Origin of the sequence: Knoellia terrae (assembly GCF_048606435.1) — a bacterium.
GTDB lineage: Bacteria > Actinomycetota > Actinomycetes > Actinomycetales > Dermatophilaceae > Knoellia > Knoellia terrae.
In genome coordinates this window covers 19,925-36,020 of the sequence record NZ_JBMBWH010000005.1, presented here as the reverse complement: position 1 = coordinate 36,020, position 16,096 = coordinate 19,925, and the positions used below count along the sequence as shown (strand labels likewise).

Annotated in this window: 15 protein-coding genes; 11 read left to right on the top strand and 4 right to left on the bottom strand. The window is 71.1% G+C overall.

Annotated features, from left to right (window positions below):
* Window positions 1-15: 15 nt before the first annotated feature.
* From dut to ACOJV9_RS08510, 4 genes are read left to right on the top strand one after another with little or no spacing between them, the layout of a single operon-like run.
* A complete protein-coding gene (dut, locus tag ACOJV9_RS08525; protein ID WP_420184773.1) occupies window positions 16-510 on the top strand; it encodes a dUTP diphosphatase in 495 nt (164 codons plus the stop codon).
* Window positions 507-1,280 (top strand): DUF3710 domain-containing protein, encoded by a 774-nt coding sequence (locus tag ACOJV9_RS08520; RefSeq protein WP_420184772.1) that lies wholly within the window; start codon window positions 507-509, stop codon window positions 1,278-1,280. Before dut ends, ACOJV9_RS08520 begins: the two co-directional genes overlap by 4 nt.
* Window positions 1,280-1,648 (top strand): OB-fold nucleic acid binding domain-containing protein, encoded by a 369-nt coding sequence (locus tag ACOJV9_RS08515; RefSeq protein WP_420184771.1) that lies wholly within the window; start codon window positions 1,280-1,282, stop codon window positions 1,646-1,648. Before ACOJV9_RS08520 ends, ACOJV9_RS08515 begins: the two co-directional genes overlap by 1 nt.
* The gene (locus tag ACOJV9_RS08510; protein ID WP_420184770.1) at window positions 1,645-2,382 is read left to right on the top strand and encodes a DUF3159 domain-containing protein; all 738 of its coding nucleotides are present in this window, start codon (window positions 1,645-1,647) and stop codon (window positions 2,380-2,382) included. Before ACOJV9_RS08515 ends, ACOJV9_RS08510 begins: the two co-directional genes overlap by 4 nt.
* On the opposite strand, the gene ACOJV9_RS08505 is transcribed toward ACOJV9_RS08510, so the two are convergent.
* Both ACOJV9_RS08505 and ACOJV9_RS08500 read right to left on the bottom strand, forming a co-directional pair.
* Window positions 2,367-3,053, bottom strand: coding sequence for a potassium channel family protein (locus tag ACOJV9_RS08505; RefSeq protein WP_420184769.1), 687 nt, complete (start codon window positions 3,051-3,053; stop codon window positions 2,367-2,369). The genes ACOJV9_RS08510 and ACOJV9_RS08505 overlap by 16 nt on opposite strands.
* 19 nt (window positions 3,054-3,072) lie before the next feature.
* Complete coding sequence (locus ACOJV9_RS08500; protein ID WP_420184768.1) at window positions 3,073-3,735, bottom strand: potassium channel family protein; 663 nt, start codon at window positions 3,733-3,735, stop codon at window positions 3,073-3,075.
* A gap of 63 nt (window positions 3,736-3,798) precedes the next feature.
* Between ACOJV9_RS08500 and ACOJV9_RS08495 the strand changes: the two genes are divergently transcribed.
* The 7 genes from ACOJV9_RS08495 to ACOJV9_RS08465 all read left to right on the top strand — a co-directional run bounded on the left by ACOJV9_RS08495 (window position 3,799) and on the right by ACOJV9_RS08465 (window position 14,037).
* Complete coding sequence (locus ACOJV9_RS08495) at window positions 3,799-5,805, top strand: APC family permease (protein ID WP_420184767.1); 2,007 nt, start codon at window positions 3,799-3,801, stop codon at window positions 5,803-5,805.
* Entirely contained in the window at window positions 5,802-7,106 is a 1,305-nt protein-coding gene (locus tag ACOJV9_RS08490; RefSeq protein ID WP_420184766.1) for a class I SAM-dependent RNA methyltransferase, read from the top strand. Before ACOJV9_RS08495 ends, ACOJV9_RS08490 begins: the two co-directional genes overlap by 4 nt.
* Window positions 7,107-7,235: 129 nt before the next feature.
* On the top strand, window positions 7,236-8,270 hold the full coding sequence (locus ACOJV9_RS08485; protein WP_420184765.1) for an AAA family ATPase: 1,035 nt from the start codon (window positions 7,236-7,238) through the stop codon (window positions 8,268-8,270).
* On the top strand, window positions 8,263-9,210 hold the full coding sequence (locus ACOJV9_RS08480) for a DUF58 domain-containing protein (RefSeq protein WP_420184764.1): 948 nt from the start codon (window positions 8,263-8,265) through the stop codon (window positions 9,208-9,210). Before ACOJV9_RS08485 ends, ACOJV9_RS08480 begins: the two co-directional genes overlap by 8 nt.
* Window positions 9,210-10,157 (top strand): VWA domain-containing protein, encoded by a 948-nt coding sequence (locus tag ACOJV9_RS08475; protein WP_420184763.1) that lies wholly within the window; start codon window positions 9,210-9,212, stop codon window positions 10,155-10,157. Before ACOJV9_RS08480 ends, ACOJV9_RS08475 begins: the two co-directional genes overlap by 1 nt.
* The gene (locus tag ACOJV9_RS08470; protein ID WP_420184762.1) at window positions 10,154-11,032 is read left to right on the top strand and encodes a S1C family serine protease; all 879 of its coding nucleotides are present in this window, start codon (window positions 10,154-10,156) and stop codon (window positions 11,030-11,032) included. The genes ACOJV9_RS08475 and ACOJV9_RS08470 overlap by 4 nt, the downstream gene beginning before the upstream one ends.
* Window positions 11,033-11,193: 161 nt before the next feature.
* On the top strand, window positions 11,194-14,037 hold the full coding sequence (locus ACOJV9_RS08465) for an aconitate hydratase (RefSeq protein ID WP_420184761.1): 2,844 nt from the start codon (window positions 11,194-11,196) through the stop codon (window positions 14,035-14,037).
* A gap of 78 nt (window positions 14,038-14,115) precedes the next feature.
* Here the strand turns inward: ACOJV9_RS08465 and ACOJV9_RS08460 are convergent, their stop codons facing one another.
* Together ACOJV9_RS08460 and ACOJV9_RS08455 are read right to left on the bottom strand one after the other, a co-directional pair.
* Entirely contained in the window at window positions 14,116-14,970 is an 855-nt protein-coding gene (locus ACOJV9_RS08460) for a carbohydrate ABC transporter permease (protein WP_420184760.1), read from the bottom strand.
* A complete protein-coding gene (locus tag ACOJV9_RS08455; RefSeq protein WP_420184759.1) occupies window positions 14,967-16,094 on the bottom strand; it encodes a carbohydrate ABC transporter permease in 1,128 nt (375 codons plus the stop codon). The genes ACOJV9_RS08460 and ACOJV9_RS08455 overlap by 4 nt, the downstream gene beginning before the upstream one ends.
* Window positions 16,095-16,096: the final 2 nt, after the last annotated feature.

The window sequence follows — 16,096 nt, the reverse complement described above, 5'->3', positions numbered from 1 at the left end:
ATAGGGTCAGTCCCCGTGACTGGCCCTTCTCGCATTCCGGTCGCCTTCCGGCGGCTGTCCCCGGAGGCCCGCATCCCGGCATACGCCTCGGAGGGTGACGCGGGCGCGGACCTGTCGGCAACCGCCAGCGTGACCCTCGCCCCCGGCGAGCGCGCCCTCGTGCCCACCGGCGTCGCCATCGCCCTGCCGGCCGGCACCGTCGGTCTCGTGCACCCCCGGTCCGGCCTGGCCGCACGCCACGGGATCTCCGTCGTCAACGCCCCCGGCACCATCGACTCCGGCTACCGCGGCGAGATCCTCGTCAACCTCGTGAACCTCGACCCGCGCGCATCGTTCACCGTCGAGGTCGGCGACCGGATCGCCCAGCTCGTCGTGCAGGAGTACCTGCACGCGGACTTCACCGAGGCCGGTTCGCTCCCCGAGAGCGATCGGGGTGACACTGGACATGGATCCACCGGTGGCTTCGGGACGAACCCACCAGCAACCTTCGAGGAAGTGACCACACCGTGAGCATCTTTCGCCGGCGCAAGGCCGACGCAGAGACCACCGTCGACGGCGACACCGACGTTCCCGAGCTGACCGACGAGACCGGACAGGACGACGCCGGCACGGACGCCGAGACCGCCCCCGTCCCCGACGCACCCGTCGACCGTTCCGCCGGACCGTTCGACGCGACCGAGGTCGCCGACGACGACGGCCGCCTCGACCTCGGCGCGCTGCGGATCACCGGACGCGAGGGCATGGAGCTGCGTCTCGAGATCGACCCCGAGCAGCAGCACGTCATCGCCGCCACCGCCGTGCTCGGCGAGTCCGCCCTCCAGCTGCAGGCGTTCGCCGCCCCCCGGAGCGGTGGGCTCTGGGCCGACATCCGGTCCGAGATCGCCGTGGCCATCGCCGGTCAGGGCGGCACCGCCGACGTCGAGCAGGGCGACCTCGGCGCGGAGCTGCGCACCCGGATGCCCAGCGCTGGTCCCGACGGCCGCACGGTGTTCGCGCCCGCGCGCTTCCTCGGCGTCGACGGACCCCGCTGGTTCCTGCGTGGCGTGATCTCCGGGCGTGGCGCGATCGACGACGACGCGGCCGCTCCGCTGCTCGAGATCTTCCGCAACACCGTCGTCGTGCGGGGCAGCGACCCCATGGCGCCGCGCGAGCTGCTCCCGCTCCGACTCCCGCAGGAGGACGCGACGCCAGTGCCGCCGGCGCCCACCGACCTGCCGACCACGTCGACCGACGACCTCAACCCCTTCGAGCGCGGGCCAGAGATCACCGAGGTGCGCTGATGGGACTCAAGGAGCGCATCCGCGAGCTGGCGCGCACCGACACCCAGCTCGAGGCCGCCGAGATCCGCGAGCGCACGCTGACCGACCCCGAGGCGGCCATCGCGTGCGCCGGGGAGCTGGTCGACCGCCGGCCGGCCCGGGTGGCCGGCAGCGTCCGCTGCATCACCCTCCCGCCGCGGCAGAGCGTGCCGGTGCTCGTCGCCGAGCTCTTCGACGGCGAGAGGTCGGTCAACCTCGTCTGGGTCGGCCGGCGACGGATCGCGGGCATCGAGCCCGGTGTCTTCCTCATCGCCGAGGGTCGCATCACCAAGGCCAAGGGCCACCTCACGATCTTCAACCCCACCTACCAGATCGTCCCCACGAAGTGACCTCGGACCTCACCCCCGACGCGCCGCACGCGACCACCCCCGCCGAGAAGCAGGCGGCGCAGACCGTCGAGCAGCTCATCCGGCACCGGCTGTCCACGGCGCTCGGCGGCTGGCGCGGGTCGATCGAGACCGCCTTGCCGACGATCGCCTTCATCGCCGTGTGGAGCGCGCGGCAGGACCTGCGCCAGGCGGTGTGGTCCGCGGTGGCCGTGGCCGTCGTGCTCGCCGTGGTGCGTCTGGTGCAGCGTTCCAGTCTCCAGCACGTCCTCGGCGCCGTCTTCGCGACCGCCATCGCGGCGTTCTTCGCGATGCGCAGCGGCAAGGCGGAGGACGCCTTCCTGCCGGGCATGCTCCTCTCGGGCGCCTACCTCGTCGGCACCGTCGTCTCGATCCTCGTGCGGTGGCCGGTCGTCGGCTTCCTCGTCGGGGCCGGTGACCCGCGTGCGGCGGACGACCCGTTCGGCTGGCGACGAGACCGCGGCATGGTCCGGGTCTGCTCCCGGCTCAGCTGGGTGCTCGTCGCGCTGTATGCCGTGCGCCTCTCGATCCAGGTCCCGCTCTACCTCGCGGGGCAGGTTGCCGGTCTCGGGGTCGCCAAGATCGTCCTCGGCTGGCCGCTGTGGATCGCCGGGGTGGCCGTCATGGGCTGGCTGCTCATGCGTGGCAGCACCCCGCAGGAGATCGACCCCGACCTCGTCGCGGACGACGGCGGACCGGCTCAGTCGTCGACCTGACGCTTCTGCCGCATGCCCGGGCTGAGCATGGACTCGAGGTCGGCCTCGCCGTCCACGGTCGTGATGAAGAGCAGCTCGTCGAGCGGCTCGAGCGCGTCGTCCCGGCTCGGGGCGATGGGGTGACCGCCGCGGATGATCCCGGTGAGCACGGTGTCGGCGGGGAAGGCGATGTCACCGACGCGAGCGCCGGCATACGGGCTGCCCTCGGGCAACGTCATCTCGACCATCGCGGCATGACCCTGCTGGAACTCGAAGATCCGGACGAGGTCCCCGACCGACACGGCCTCCTCGATGAGGGCCGTCATGAGCCTCGGGGTGGAGACCGCGACGTCGACCCCCCAGGCCTCGTCGAACATCCACTCGTTCTTGGGGTTGTTGACGCGGGCGACGGTCCGGGGGACGCCGAACTCGGTCTTGGCGAGCAGCGACACGACGAGGTTGGCCTTGTCGTCGCCGGTGGCCGCGACGACGACGTCGCAGTCGGCCACGCCGGCCTCGGTGAGGGCGCTCAGCTCGCAGGCGTCCGCCTGCAGCCACGCCGCGTCGGGAACCTTGGCCACGCGCTCGCCGTCGGCGTCACGGTCGATGAGGAGGAGCTGGTGCCCGTTGCGGATGAGCTCGCGGGCGATGGAGCGGCCCACGCTGCCGGCTCCGGCGATGACGACGCGCATGTGAGGGGAGTCCTAGCTGTCAGTGGGCGGCGGGGGCGGCGTCGAGCACGCGCTCGGCCTCGGCCAGATGGGCACGGTCGAGGGCGAGGTGGACGAGGTCGCCGTCCTGGTAGACGGTGTCGGCGCGGGGGATGAGGCCCTCGCCGAGGCGGCTGATGTAGGCGACCCGTCCACCAGCAGCGACCTCGAGGTCGAAGAGGCGGTGCCCGACCCAGGCCTCGTTGATCGGCATCTCGGCGATGACGACGCGGCCGCTGGGGTCGGTGAACTCGGGCACGTGGCCCTGGGGGAGGAGCCGACGCAGGACCTGGTCGCTCGTCCACTTGACGGTGGCCACGGTGGGGATGCCGAGCCGCTGGTAGATCTCGGCCCGGCCGGGGTCGTAGATGCGGGCGACGACGTTCTCGACACCGAACTTCTCGCGCGCCACCCGCGCCGCGAGGATGTTGGAGTTGTCACCGCTGGAGACCGCGGCGAAGGCGTAGGCGCTCTCGATCCCCGCCTGCCGCAACGTGTCCCGGTCGAAGCCGACCCCCACGATCCGACGCCCCTCGAACTCCGTGCCGAGCCGGCGGAAGGCCGCCTCGTCCTGGTCGATGATGGCGACCTCGTGACCGGCCCGCTCGAGGGCTCGGGCCAGCGAGGCACCCACGCGGCCGCAGCCCATGATGACGAAATGCACGCTCCGACGCTACACCGGCGCACCCGGACCGCGACGCGGCGCGCAGGTGCATAGAGTGGCGCCGTGAGCTCATCTGGTCGCGTGGTCAAACGCGTCATTCTCGGCCGTGCGATGCGCTCGGACCGCCTCGGCGAGACCCTCCTGCCGAAGCGCCTGGCTCTCCCCGTCTTCGCCAGCGACGCCCTGTCGTCCGTGGCCTACGCGCCCGACGAGATCCTCCTCACCCTGGGGCTCGCCGGTGGCGCCCTCGCCGCGACGCACTCGTGGGAGATCGCCCTCGCCGTCGTGGTGGTCATGGCCGTCGTCGTCCTCAGCTACCGCCAGAACGTCCACGCCTACCCCTCCGGCGGCGGCGACTACGAGGTGGCCAGCGTCAACCTCGGTCCCCGGGCCGGGCTGACGGTCGGCAGCGCGCTGCTCGTCGACTACGTCCTCACGGTGGCCGTCTCGGTCTCCGCCGGCGTCCAGAACGCCGCGTCGGCGTTCACCTTCCTGCGTGGCCACGAGGTGGCGGCGGCGGTGTCGATCGTCGTGCTGCTCACGGCGATGAATCTTCGCGGGGTGCGGGAGTCGGGCCGGGCCTTCGCCGTCCCGACCTACCTCTTCATGGCGACGATCCTCGGCATGGCGGTCGTCGGCCTCTTCCGCGAGCTGGCGGGGACGCTGCCGCCCGCGGAGAGCGCGGCCTACGAGCTGGCACCGGAGCCGGGCATGAGCGCCCTCGGCACCGCGGCCATGGCGTTCCTGCTGCTGCGCGCGTTCTCGTCGGGGTGTGCGGCGCTCACCGGCGTCGAGGCGATCTCCAACGGAGTCCCGGCGTTCCAGCAGCCCAAGAGCCGCAACGCCGCGACGACGCTGGCCCTCATGGGCGGCGTGGCCATCGCGATGCTGCTCTCCATGATCGCCCTGGCCCAGTGGACCGGCGTCAAGATCGCCGAGGACCCGGCCACCCAGCTGCTGCAGGACGGGCGCCCGCTCGGCGAGGACCACGTCCAGGACACCGTCATGGGCCAGGTCGCCAAGTCGGTCTTCGACGGGTTCCAGCCCGGGGTCGTGCTCGTCTCCATCGTCACCGGGCTCATCCTCATCCTCGCCGCCAACACCGCGTTCAACGGCTTCCCCGTGCTCGGCTCGATCCTCGCGCGCGACGGCTTCCTGCCCCGCCAGCTGCACACGCGCGGAGACCGGCTCGCCTTCTCCAACGGCATCCTCCTGCTCGCTGGTGCGGCCGCGGCACTGATCGCGGTCTACGACGCCCAGGTCACCAAGCTCATCCAGCTCTACATCGTCGGCGTGTTCGTGTCGTTCACCCTGAGCCAGACCGGCATGGTCCGGCACTGGAACCGCCGGCTCGCCCTCGAGCGCGACCGGCGAGCCCGCTCGCGGATGCAGCGCAGCCGCATCATCAACGGCTTGGGCGCCGCGATGTCCGGCGTCGTCCTCCTTGTCGTGCTGGCCACGAAGTTCCTGCACGGCGCGGGCTACGCGATCGCCGCGATGGCGGTGCTCTTCGCCATCATGATGCGCATCCGCAAGCACTACGACCGGGTGCGCGACGAGCTGCGCGTCGAGGAGGGCGACACCAGCCAGCAGCTGCTGCCCTCCCGCGTGCACGCGATCGTCCTCGTCTCCAAGATCCACAAGCCGACGCTGCGGGCCCTCGCCTACGCCCGGGCGACTCGGCCCTCGGTCCTCGAGGCGCTGACCGTCGACGTGGACCCCGAGGAGACCCGCGCCCTCCAGGCCGAGTGGGACCGGCGCCAGGTCCCCATCCCGCTCAAGGCCCTGGACAGCCCCTACCGCGAGATCACCCGGCCGGTCGTCGACTACGTCAAGTCGATCCGGTCGGGGAGCCCGCGCGACATCGTCGTCGTCTACATCCCCGAGTACGTCCTCGGTCACTGGTGGGAGCAGGCGCTGCACAACCAGAGCGCGCTGAGGCTCAAGGGACGCCTTCTCTTCACGCCCGGGGTCATGGTCTCGAGCGTGCCGTGGCAGCTCGCGTCCTCCGCCGGCATGGAGGAGCGCCTCGACGGGTCCGTCGCCGGCGACGTGCGACGCGGCGAATGACGGACCACAGCACTCCCACCGCCCCGGGCGACGCGCTCGGGGTCGGCGACGAGGTCGAGGTCGTCGCCGGGCAGATCGCGCACGGGGGCTTCGTCGTGGCCAGGCACGAGGGCCGGGTGCTCTTCGTCCGGCACGCGATCCCCGGCGAGCGGGTGCGGGTGCGGGTCACCGAGGGCGGTGCCGGGGACCGCTTCCTGCGCGCCGACGCGGTCGAGGTGCTCGAGGCCTCACCCGAACGTGTCGAGGCTCCCTGCCCGTATGCCGGCCCCGGACTCTGCGGTGGCTGCGACTTCCAGCACGTCAGGCTCCCCGAGCAGCGGCGGCTCAAGGCCACGGTCGTCCAGGAGCAGCTGCGCCGGCTCGCCGGCGTGGACCGCGAGGTCACCGTCGAGCCGGTGCCCGGTGACGTCGACGGCCTGCGGTGGCGCACCCGCACCGAGTTCGCCGTCGACGACGCGGGTCGGGCCGGCATGCGGCGCCACCGCTCGCACGACGTCATCCCGGTGGACGACTGCCTCATCGCGGCGGAGCCAATCGTGGGGACCGGTGTGCTGCAGGGCCACTGGGTCGGCGAGAAGGCCATCGACGTCGTCGCTCCGAGCGTGGGTTCCCCGGTGGTCGTGCGTCTCCCGACCGGCACGGACGACGCGCCGCTGGTCACCGAGCGGCTCCGGGCCCGCAGCCTCAGCCGTGACGTCGACGTCAACGCCCGCGGGTTCTGGCAGGTCCATCCCGGGGCTGCCGCCACGTTCGTCGACGCCGTCATCGACGGACTGCGTCCGCAGCCGGGCGAGCGCTGCCTCGACCTCTACGCCGGCGTCGGGGTGTTCGCGTCGGCCCTCGCCGAGGCGGTGGGGGAGCGCGGTCAGGTCGTCGCCGTCGAGTCCGACACGACCGCGGTCGCCCAGGCCCGCCTCAACGTCGAGCAGACCCCGTGGGTCCACTACGTCCAGGGCCGGGTCGACCACGTGTTCGGCGTCGAGTCCACCGGCCGGGTGGCCGGGCCGCGGCGGGGGCGCCGCCGGTCGGCCCCGCGCCGTCCGCACAGCGACCTGCCCCCCTCGGCCGACGTCGTCGTGCTCGACCCTCCGCGCACCGGTGCGGGCAAGGCGGTGGTCGAGGCGGTCGTGGCCCTCGCACCGCGTGCCCTGGCCTACGTCGCCTGCGACCCGGCAGCGTTGGCCCGCGACACGGCATACCTCCAGGAGCGCGGCTACGCGCTCGGCTCGCTGCGGGCGTTCGACGCGTTCCCGATGACCCACCACGTCGAGTGCGTCGCGATCTTCGAGCGCGCTCGCTGACATCCACGGTTCTCCCAGCCAATTCCCCTGTTCGTACGGCCGGTTGTCGCACACCCTTGATGGTGAGGAGCCGGCCACCACCGCGGTGGGTCCGGTCTCCGACGGCAACCGCCACCTCAGGAGGAAACGATGACGAACCCCGACGGCCATGTGACCCGCCCGCTGGCCGGGGGTCCGGCGCTGGAACGCACCCTCTTCGAGGTCAAGAAGGTCGTCGTCGGCCAGGACCAGATGGTCGAGCGGATGCTCGTCGGTCTCCTCGCCCGCGGGCACGTCCTCCTCGAGGGTGTGCCGGGCGTGGCGAAGACCCTCGCCGTCCGGACCCTCGCCGAGGCGATCGGTGGGACCTTCAAGCGGCTCCAGTTCACCCCCGACCTCATGCCCGGCGACATCGTCGGCACGAGGGTGTGGCGCCCGTCCAGCGACTCCTTCGACACCGAGCTGGGGCCGATCTTCGCCAACCTCGTGCTCGCCGACGAGATCAACCGCGCGCCGGCGAAGGTGCAGTCGGCGCTGCTCGAGGCGATGGCCGAGCGCCAGGTGACGATCGGCGGCCGCACCTTCGCGCTGCCCGCGCCCTTCCTCGTCCTCGCGACCCAGAACCCGATCGAGTCCGAGGGGGTCTACCAGCTGCCGGAGGCTCAGCGGGACCGCTTCCTGCTGAAGGTCGACGTCGGCTACCCGAGCGACGTCGAGGAGCTGACGATCCTCCAGCGCATGAGCGTGGACCCGCCGCGGGCCCACCTCACGCTCGAGCTGGCCGACGTCGAGGAGCTGCAGCGCGCCACCGACCGGGTCTTCGTCCACCACGCCGTGGCGCAGTACGCCGTGGCGCTCGTCATCGCCACCCGTGAGCCGCACCGGTTCGGGCTGGGCCACCTCGACGGGGTGATCGACTTCGGGGTCAGCCCCCGGGCCACGTTGGGCCTGGTCGCCGCCGGCCGGGCCCTGGCGCTGCTGCGTGGCCGGGACTACGTCCTGCCGGGGGACGTCGCGGACATCGCCCCGGACGTCCTGTCCCACCGGCTCGTGCTGTCGTTCGAGGCCGTGGCCGACGGGGCCGACCCACGCGCCCTCGTCGGCGAGGTGCTCGGTGCGGTGCGGATGCCCGAGGTCGCGCCCGGTCAGCACGACAGCGTGGTGGGCGCGACCGGTCATGCGTGAGCCCCTGAGGGACCTGGACAGAGCGGGTGACCGCGCCTTCAAGGCGCTCGACCTCGTCGTCCGGCGCCGCCTCAACGGGCTCCTCCAGGGCGACCGGGCCGGCAGCCGTCTCGGGGCCGGGTCCGAGCCCGAGGAGGTCGTCCGCTACCGCGCCGGTGAGGACGACGTGCGCCGGATGGACTGGAACGTCACGGCCCGGACCGGGGAGCCGCACGTGTGGCGGCCCCTCGCCGAGCACGAACTCGACACTTGGGTGCTCGTCGACGAGACGCCGAGCATGGACTTCGGCACCGCCCTGAGCGAGAAGCGGGACGTCGCCGGCTGGGTCGCCGGGTCCATCGGGCTGCTCACCGACGGTCCCGGCAACCGGGTCGGCGTGGCCCACCTGACCCCGACGGGTCTGGAGTGGGACGCACCGCTGCCGGGGCGGGTCAGCGCCCGCCGGACGCTCAGGTCCGTGGCCGGGGCGCCGCGCGCCGAGCACCGGACCGACACGACGACGCTCGCCGAGGCGATCACCGCCCTCGAACGGCGCCAGCGGCGTCCGGGCCTGCGCGTCGTCGTCAGCGACTTCGTCGAGCCCGACGGCGTCGCGGAGCGACCGTTCGGGTGGGAGCAGGCGCTGCGCCGGCTGTGCGCCCGCCACGACGTCATCGTCGTCGAGGTCCTCGACCCCCGTGAGCTCGAGCTCCCCGACCTCGGCCTCGTCGTCCTGCGTGATCCCGAGACGGGTCGGTCGCGGGAGGTCCACACGAGCCCGGGCGTCCGGGCTCGCTACGCCGAGCTGGCCGGGCGGCACCGTGCCGCGGTGGCCGAGGCCGTGCGTGCCGCCGGCGCGGGGCACGTCGTCGTCCGGACGGACTCCGACTGGGTCCGTGACCTGGCTCGCTACATCCTGTCCCGGCGCCGCACCCGCCGGCTCGCCCGAAAGGTCCGCTGATGGAGCTCCTCGCGCCCCTCTGGCTCCTCCTCCTCGTCCCGCTCGTCGCCGTCGCCGTCACCTATGTCGTGATGCAGCGTCGCAGGCGCCGGTATGCCGTCCGCTTCGCCTCCCTGCCCCTGCTCGACAAGGTCGTCCCCGAGCAGCCGGGCTGGCGACGGCACGCGCCGGCGGCGGCCTTCCTCCTGGCCCTCACCGCGATGGCCCTCGCGGCCGCACGGCCGGTGGTCGACGTGCGGGTCCCGCACGAGCGGGCCACCGTCATCGTCGCCCTCGACGTGTCACGCTCGATGGAGGCCTCCGACGTCCTGCCGACGCGGATGGAGGCCGCCAAGCAGGCCGCCGCCGCGTTCATCGAGAACCTCCCCGACACGTTCAACGTCGGGCTGGTGACGTTCTCGGGGTCGACCTCGGTCGTCGCGACGCCGTCCACCGACCACGAGGCGGTCGCGGGTGCGCTGGCCGGGCTGCCCCTGGCCAACAGCACCGCCATCGGCGAGGCGGTCTTCACCTCTCTCGACCAGGTCGCCGCGATGGCAGAGGGCGACGAGAACCTCGACGTGCCCGCCCGCATCGTCCTGCTCTCGGACGGCACCAACACCTCTGGCCGCAGCCCTGACGAGGCCGCGATCGCCGCCGTCGAGGCGGCCGTCCCGGTCTCGACCATCGCCTACGGCACCCAGGAGGGCACCGTCGAGATCGAGGGACGCCTGGTGCCGGTCCCGGTGGACATCGAGGCGCTCGCCGCGCTGGCGGACGGCACCGGCGGAGCCGCCTACACCGCGGAGAGCGGCGACGAGCTCGCCGAGGTCTACGAGGACATCGGCTCCTCCATCGGGTGGCGCACCGAGCCGCGCGAGATCACGCCCCACCTCGCGGCCGCCGGGTTCCTCCTGGCCCTGGCCGCCGCCGCGATGTCGCTGCTCTGGTTCTCGAGGCTCCCGTGACGGCCGGCTGGCGTGGGCTCGGGGAGCCCTCCGGCCCCGACTTCCTGCGGGCCGCGATGCCCGAGTCGTCGACCCCGCACGCTCCGACCGACTCGACGGGAGACCCGGTGCCCTCGGGTCGGGAGCGGCGACGCAGCCGTCTCCCTGCGCTCCTCCTGGCCTCAGCCCTGTCGGGCGGACTGGCCGGAGCCGGCGCCGCCGTCGTGCTCGGCCCGGATCCGGCCCCGTCGTCCGGGTCGGGCATCGCCGCCGAGAACCCGTCGGCGCGCGTCCCGGCGGCGGCCACGGGCACGGAGGAGGGTGCCGCGCAGGCGATCCTGCCCAGCGTCGTGCAGGTGCGGGCCGGCCAGTCCACAGGGTCGGGGTTCGTCCTCGACGACCGCGGGCACGTCATGACGAACCACCACGTCGTGGAGGGTGCGACCTCCGTCTCCCTGCAGCTGGCGGGCGGTCGGGTGGTCACCGCGATCGTCGTCGGCAGCAGCGAGACCGACGACATCGCCGTCCTGCGCGCCGATCCGCAGTCGCTCGAGCCGGTGCGGATCGGGCGGTCCTCGGCCCTGCGGATCGGCCAGCCGGTCATCGCGGTCGGCTCGCCCCTCGGTCTCGACGGGACGGTGACCGCCGGCATCGTCAGCGCCGTGGAGCGCACCGCCAGCCTGGGTGGGGCGGCGAGCCAGAGGGTCATCCAGACCGACGCCTCGATCAACCCCGGGAACTCGGGCGGACCGCTCGTGAACCTCGACGGCCAGGTCGTCGGGGTGAACACGGCGATCGCCACCGTGACCGGCCGGGCCTCCGGGTCCATCGGCATCGGGTTCGCGGTGCCGATCGACCGGGCCGTCGATGTCGCCGAGGACATCATCGGCGGGTGAGCGGACGGCATACCGCGTCCTGCGGCACGAGAACCGCACTGGAGTGTCCCGCCGCCCGAACTCTCCCTGCCCACGGAGCAAGACGCCGTGGGAGGGTTGGACATGCAGACCAATCGACTAGTATCTTGACGTCAAGATAATTCGGTGGACCGACAGACGCGATGACGCGTGGAAGGAGCAGGCTCGTGACGAGCACTGACAGCTTCAAGGCACACGGCGAACTCCAGGTGGGCGACAAGGCCTACGACATCTACCGCCTCGCGGCGGTCGAGGGCAGCGAGACGCTTCCCTACAGCCTCAAGGTCCTCCTCGAGAACCTGCTGCGGACCGAGGACGGGGCCAACATCACGGCCGACCACATCCGCGCCGTCGGCGGCTGGGACGAGAACGCCCAGCCCGACACCGAGATCCAGTTCACGCCGGCGCGCGTGATCATGCAGGACTTCACCGGCGTGCCCTGCGTCGTCGACCTCGCCACCATGCGCGAGGCCGTCGCCGACCTCGGCGGCAACCCCGAGAAGATCAACCCGCTCGCCCCCGCCGAGCTGGTCATCGACCACTCCGTCATCATCGACGTCTTCGGCCGCTCGGACGCGTTCGAGCGCAACGTCGAGATCGAGTACGAGCGCAACAACGAGCGCTACAAGTTCCTCCGCTGGGGCCAGACGGCCTTCGACGACTTCAAGGTCGTGCCGCCGGGCACCGGCATCGTCCACCAGGTCAACATCGAGCACCTGGCGCGCACGGTCATGACCCGCGAGCTCGACGGGCGCACGGTGGCCTACCCGGACACGTGCGTCGGCACCGACAGCCACACGACGATGGTCAACGGCCTCGGTGTGCTCGGCTGGGGCGTCGGCGGCATCGAGGCGGAGGCGGCCATGCTCGGCCAGCCCGTGTCGATGCTCATCCCGCGCGTCGTCGGCTTCAAGCTCTCTGGCTCAATCCCGGAGGGTGCGACCGCCACCGACGTCGTCCTCACGATCACCGAGATGCTGCGCGAGCACGGGGTCGTCGGCAAGTTCGTCGAGTTCTACGGCGAGGGCGTCTCGGCGGTGCCGCTCGCGAACCGCGCCACCATCGGCAACATGAGCCCCGAGTTCGGCTCGACCTGCGCGATCTTCCCGATCGACGACGTCACGCTCGAGTACCTGCGCCTCACCGGTCGCTCCGACGAGTCGGTCGCCCTGGTCGAGGCCTACGCCAAGGAGCAGGGGCTGTGGCTGCACGCCGGCCCCGACCAGCCCGAAGCCCGCTACTCCGAGCGCCTCGAGCTCGACCTCTCCACGGTCGTCCCCTCGATCGCCGGACCGAAGCGCCCGCAGGACCGCATCGCGCTCACCGACGCCAAGAAGCAGTTCCGCGCCGACCTCAAGAACTACGTCGTCGACGGCAACGGCATCGAGAAGAGCGCCGTGGACCAGGAGCTCATGGGCACGTTCCCGGCCTCGGACTCGCCGTCCCACGACGTGCACGAGCAGTCGCAGGAGGCGGGCCGCCCCAGCCACTCGACGCTGCTCAACGGTGACCGGGCGAGCAACCCGGTCTCCATCACCCTCGATGGTCAGCAGACCGAGGTCGACCACGGCATCGTCGCCATCGCGTCGATCACGTCGTGCACCAACACCTCGAACCCGTCCGTGATGATGGCAGCGGCCATGCTCGCCAAAAACGCCGTCGAGAAGGGCCTCACGGTCGCACCGTGGGTCAAGACCTCGATGGCGCCCGGGTCCAAGGTCGTCACCGGCTACTACGAGAAGGCCGGCATGTGGCCCTACCTCGAGAAGCTCGGCTTCCACCTCGTCGGCTACGGCTGCACGACGTGCATCGGCAACTCCGGCCCGATCATCGACGAGGTCAGCGCGGCCGTGAACGAGCACGACCTCGCCGTCGTCTCCGTCCTGTCCGGCAACCGCAACTTCGAGGGTCGCATCAACCCCGACGTGAAGATGAACTACCTCGCGTCGCCGCCGCTCGTCATCGCCTACGCCCTCGCCGGCACGATGGACTTCGACTTCCAGACCGACGCTCTCGGCCAGGACGAGGCTGGCAACGACGTGTTCCTCAAGGACATCTGGCCCACCCCGGCCGACGTCGAGGCGACGATCGGCACGGCCCTGAGCAAGCAGCTCTTCACCGACGACTACGCCGACGTCTTCGCCGGCGACGAGCGCTGGCAGAGCCTGCCCACCCCCGAGGGCAACATATTCGACTGGGACCCCGACTCGACCTACGTCCGCAAGCCCCCGTACTTCGACGGCATGCAGATGGAGACGACGCCCGTCACCGACATCGAGGGCGCCCGCGTCCTCGCCAAGCTGGGTGACTCGGTCACGACCGACCACATCAGCCCGGCCGGCTCGATCAAGGCCGACAGCCCGGCGGGCACCTACCTCGCCGAGCACGGCGTGGAGCGCAAGGACTTCAACTCCTACGGCTCCCGGCGCGGCAACCACGAGGTCATGATCCGCGGCACCTTCGCCAACATCCGGCTGAAGAACCTGCTGCTCGACGGTGTCGAGGGCGGCTTCACCCGCGACTTCACCAAGGGCGGCGAGCAGAGCACCATCTTCGACGCCTCGGCGAGCTACCAGGAGGCGGGCATCCCGCTCGTCATCCTCGCGGGCAAGGAGTACGGCTCCGGCTCGTCGCGCGACTGGGCGGCCAAGGGCACCGCGCTGCTGGGCGTGCGTGCGGTCATCACCGAGAGCTACGAGCGCATCCACCGCTCCAACCTCATCGGCATGGGCGTGCTGCCGCTGCAGTTCCCCCAGGGCGAGAACGCCGACTCCCTCGGCCTCGACGGCACCGAGACCTTCTCGGTCACGGGCGTCACGGAGCTGAACGAGGGGCGGACGCCGCGGACGGTCAAGGTCGTGGCGACCAGGGAGGGCGGCGAGGAGGTCTCCTTCGACGCGGTCCTGCGGATCGACACCCCGGGTGAGGCCGACTACTACCGCAACGGCGGCATCCTCCAGTACGTCCTGCGCTCGCTCGTGAAGTAGTCCCGACCTCGTCGGGAGACGACGACGCCCGTATGCCGGAAGCTTCCGGCATACGGGCGTCGTGCGTGGTCTGCCCGGTCAGCCCTTGACGCCGCCCTCGTTGGCGCCCGAGGTGAAGTGCCGCTGGAAGATGAAGAAGAGGATCGCGACCGGGATGGTGGTGAGCAGGGCCGCGCCGAGCTTGAGCGGGTATTGGGTGCCGGCGCTCAGCTCACCGCTGGCCAGGCTGGCGAGGCCGGTGACGAGGGTGCGCTTCTCGACGTCCTGGGTGGTGACGAGGAAGTGCGCGAACTCGTTCCAAGAGCCCTGGAAGGACAGGATCGTCAGCGTGATCAGCGCCGGCTTGGCCATCGGGAGCACGACCGACCAGAACGTGCGGAACACGCCGGCTCCGTCGATCCGGGCGGCCTCCTCGATCGAGACGGGGATCGAGTCGAAGAACTGCTTCATGATGAAGACACCGGCGGCGTCGACGATGAGGGGGAGCATCATCGCGGTGTAGGTGTCGTAGATCCCCAGGTAGTTGACGATGAGGAACTTGGGGATGAGCAGCGCCACCCCGGGGACGCTCATCACGGCGAGCACCGTCGCGAACATGAAGCCGCGTCCGCGGAACTTCAGGCGCGACAACGCATAGCCGGCGAGACTGTCCAGGAAGACCCGGAGGACCGTGACGACCGTGGCCACGAGGAAGGAGTTCTTGGTCCACGTGGGGATGGGGACGGCCGAGCCGCCCTCGACTCCGAAGATCCGGCGCCAGGCGTCGAGGTCGAACGGGTTGGGGATGAGGCTGAGCGGGTTCTCCGTGGCCGCGGGGTTGGACTTGAACGACGTCGCGATCTGGATGAAGAACGGGTAGATGAACCCGACCGCGAAGAGGACGAGAAGGCCGTAGAGGACCAGCAGCTTCCACTGCGGTGTGCGGTGGGTCATTTCCTCGCTCCGGTCTGGGTGTTGGACGCCGCGATGCTGGCTACCCGCGCCCTGCGCCGGGGTTTGACGTCACGGTCCCTCAGGAGCCACCGCTGGCCCGAGGTGAGGGCGATGATGAGGGCGAAGACGATGAAGGAGATCGCCGCGCCCGTGCCGTAGTCGAGGCTCGTGAAGGACTGCTTGTAGGAGAGGAACGCCGGGGTGAGCGTCGTGTTCGCCGGGGCGCCCTTGCCCATGACGTAGATCTGGTCGAAGACCTGCCAGGTCCCGATGAGCCCGAGGGTGGTCACGAGGAAGAAGGCCGGCTTGAGGATCGGCACGGTGACGTGCCGCAGCTTCTGCCACCCGGTGGTGCCGTCCATCATCGCGGCCTCCTCGACCTCGACCGGGACGTCCTGCAGCGCCGCCAGGAACATGAGCATGAAGGTGCCGGTCGTCGTCCAGATGACGAGGATGATGACGACGCACATCGCGACCGACGGCCCGGAGAACCAGTCCCACAGACTGCGGCCGAACACCTGGGCCTCGGCGAACCCGGGCGCCGTGTCCACGCCGACGCCTCCGGCCAGGATGTGGAAAAGTCCGCGGGGGTCACTGAACCACGCGGGTCCGTTGATCCCGAGAAGGCTGAGGACCGCGTTCACGGCGCCGGAGTTGGCGAACAGGAAGATGAAGACGACCGAGATGGCGATGGAGCTTGTCACGGACGGGAAGTAGAAGGCGGTGCGGAAGAAGCCCTTGCCCTTGAGGAACTTGTTGTTGACGATCAGGGCGAGGAAGAACGACAACGCGGTCTGGAGCGGGACGACGAAGAAGACGAACCAGAAGTTGTTGCCGATGCTCTGCATGAAGTTCTGCCGCCGCAGACCTTCCTCGGCGAAAAGGGAGGTGTAGTTCTCGACCCCGACGAACTTCGCGTTCTCGCCACCCGTGAACGGGGAGCCGTTGCCGTTCCAGCTCGTCAGGCTCACGTAGAAGGCCATGAGCACGGGGATGAAGAGGAAGACCCCGAGGATGAGGAGCATGGGGGCGGTGAAGAGCCAGCCCGCAGCGGTGTCACCCGCGCGCGTCCCACCGCGGCCGGCGATCTGCCGGCCGCGGCGGGGCGTGGTGGTGGCGGACATCC

Coding starts and splice junctions, on each gene's coding strand:
- ACOJV9_RS08515 (WP_420184771.1), top strand. CDS start 1,280: ATGGGACTCAAGGAGCGCATCCGCGAGCTGGCGCGCACCGACACCCAG.
- ACOJV9_RS08505 (WP_420184769.1), bottom strand. CDS start 3,053: ATGCGCGTCGTCATCGCCGGAGCCGGCAGCGTGGGCCGCTCCATCGCC.
- ACOJV9_RS08490 (WP_420184766.1), top strand. CDS start 5,802: ATGACGGACCACAGCACTCCCACCGCCCCGGGCGACGCGCTCGGGGTC.
- ACOJV9_RS08485 (WP_420184765.1), top strand. CDS start 7,236: ATGACGAACCCCGACGGCCATGTGACCCGCCCGCTGGCCGGGGGTCCG.
- ACOJV9_RS08480 (WP_420184764.1), top strand. CDS start 8,263: ATGCGTGAGCCCCTGAGGGACCTGGACAGAGCGGGTGACCGCGCCTTC.
- ACOJV9_RS08475 (WP_420184763.1), top strand. CDS start 9,210: ATGGAGCTCCTCGCGCCCCTCTGGCTCCTCCTCCTCGTCCCGCTCGTC.
- ACOJV9_RS08465 (WP_420184761.1), top strand. CDS start 11,194: ATGACGCGTGGAAGGAGCAGGCTCGTGACGAGCACTGACAGCTTCAAG.
- ACOJV9_RS08460 (WP_420184760.1), bottom strand. CDS start 14,970: ATGACCCACCGCACACCGCAGTGGAAGCTGCTGGTCCTCTACGGCCTT.
- ACOJV9_RS08455 (WP_420184759.1), bottom strand. CDS start 16,094: ATGTCCGCCACCACCACGCCCCGCCGCGGCCGGCAGATCGCCGGCCGC.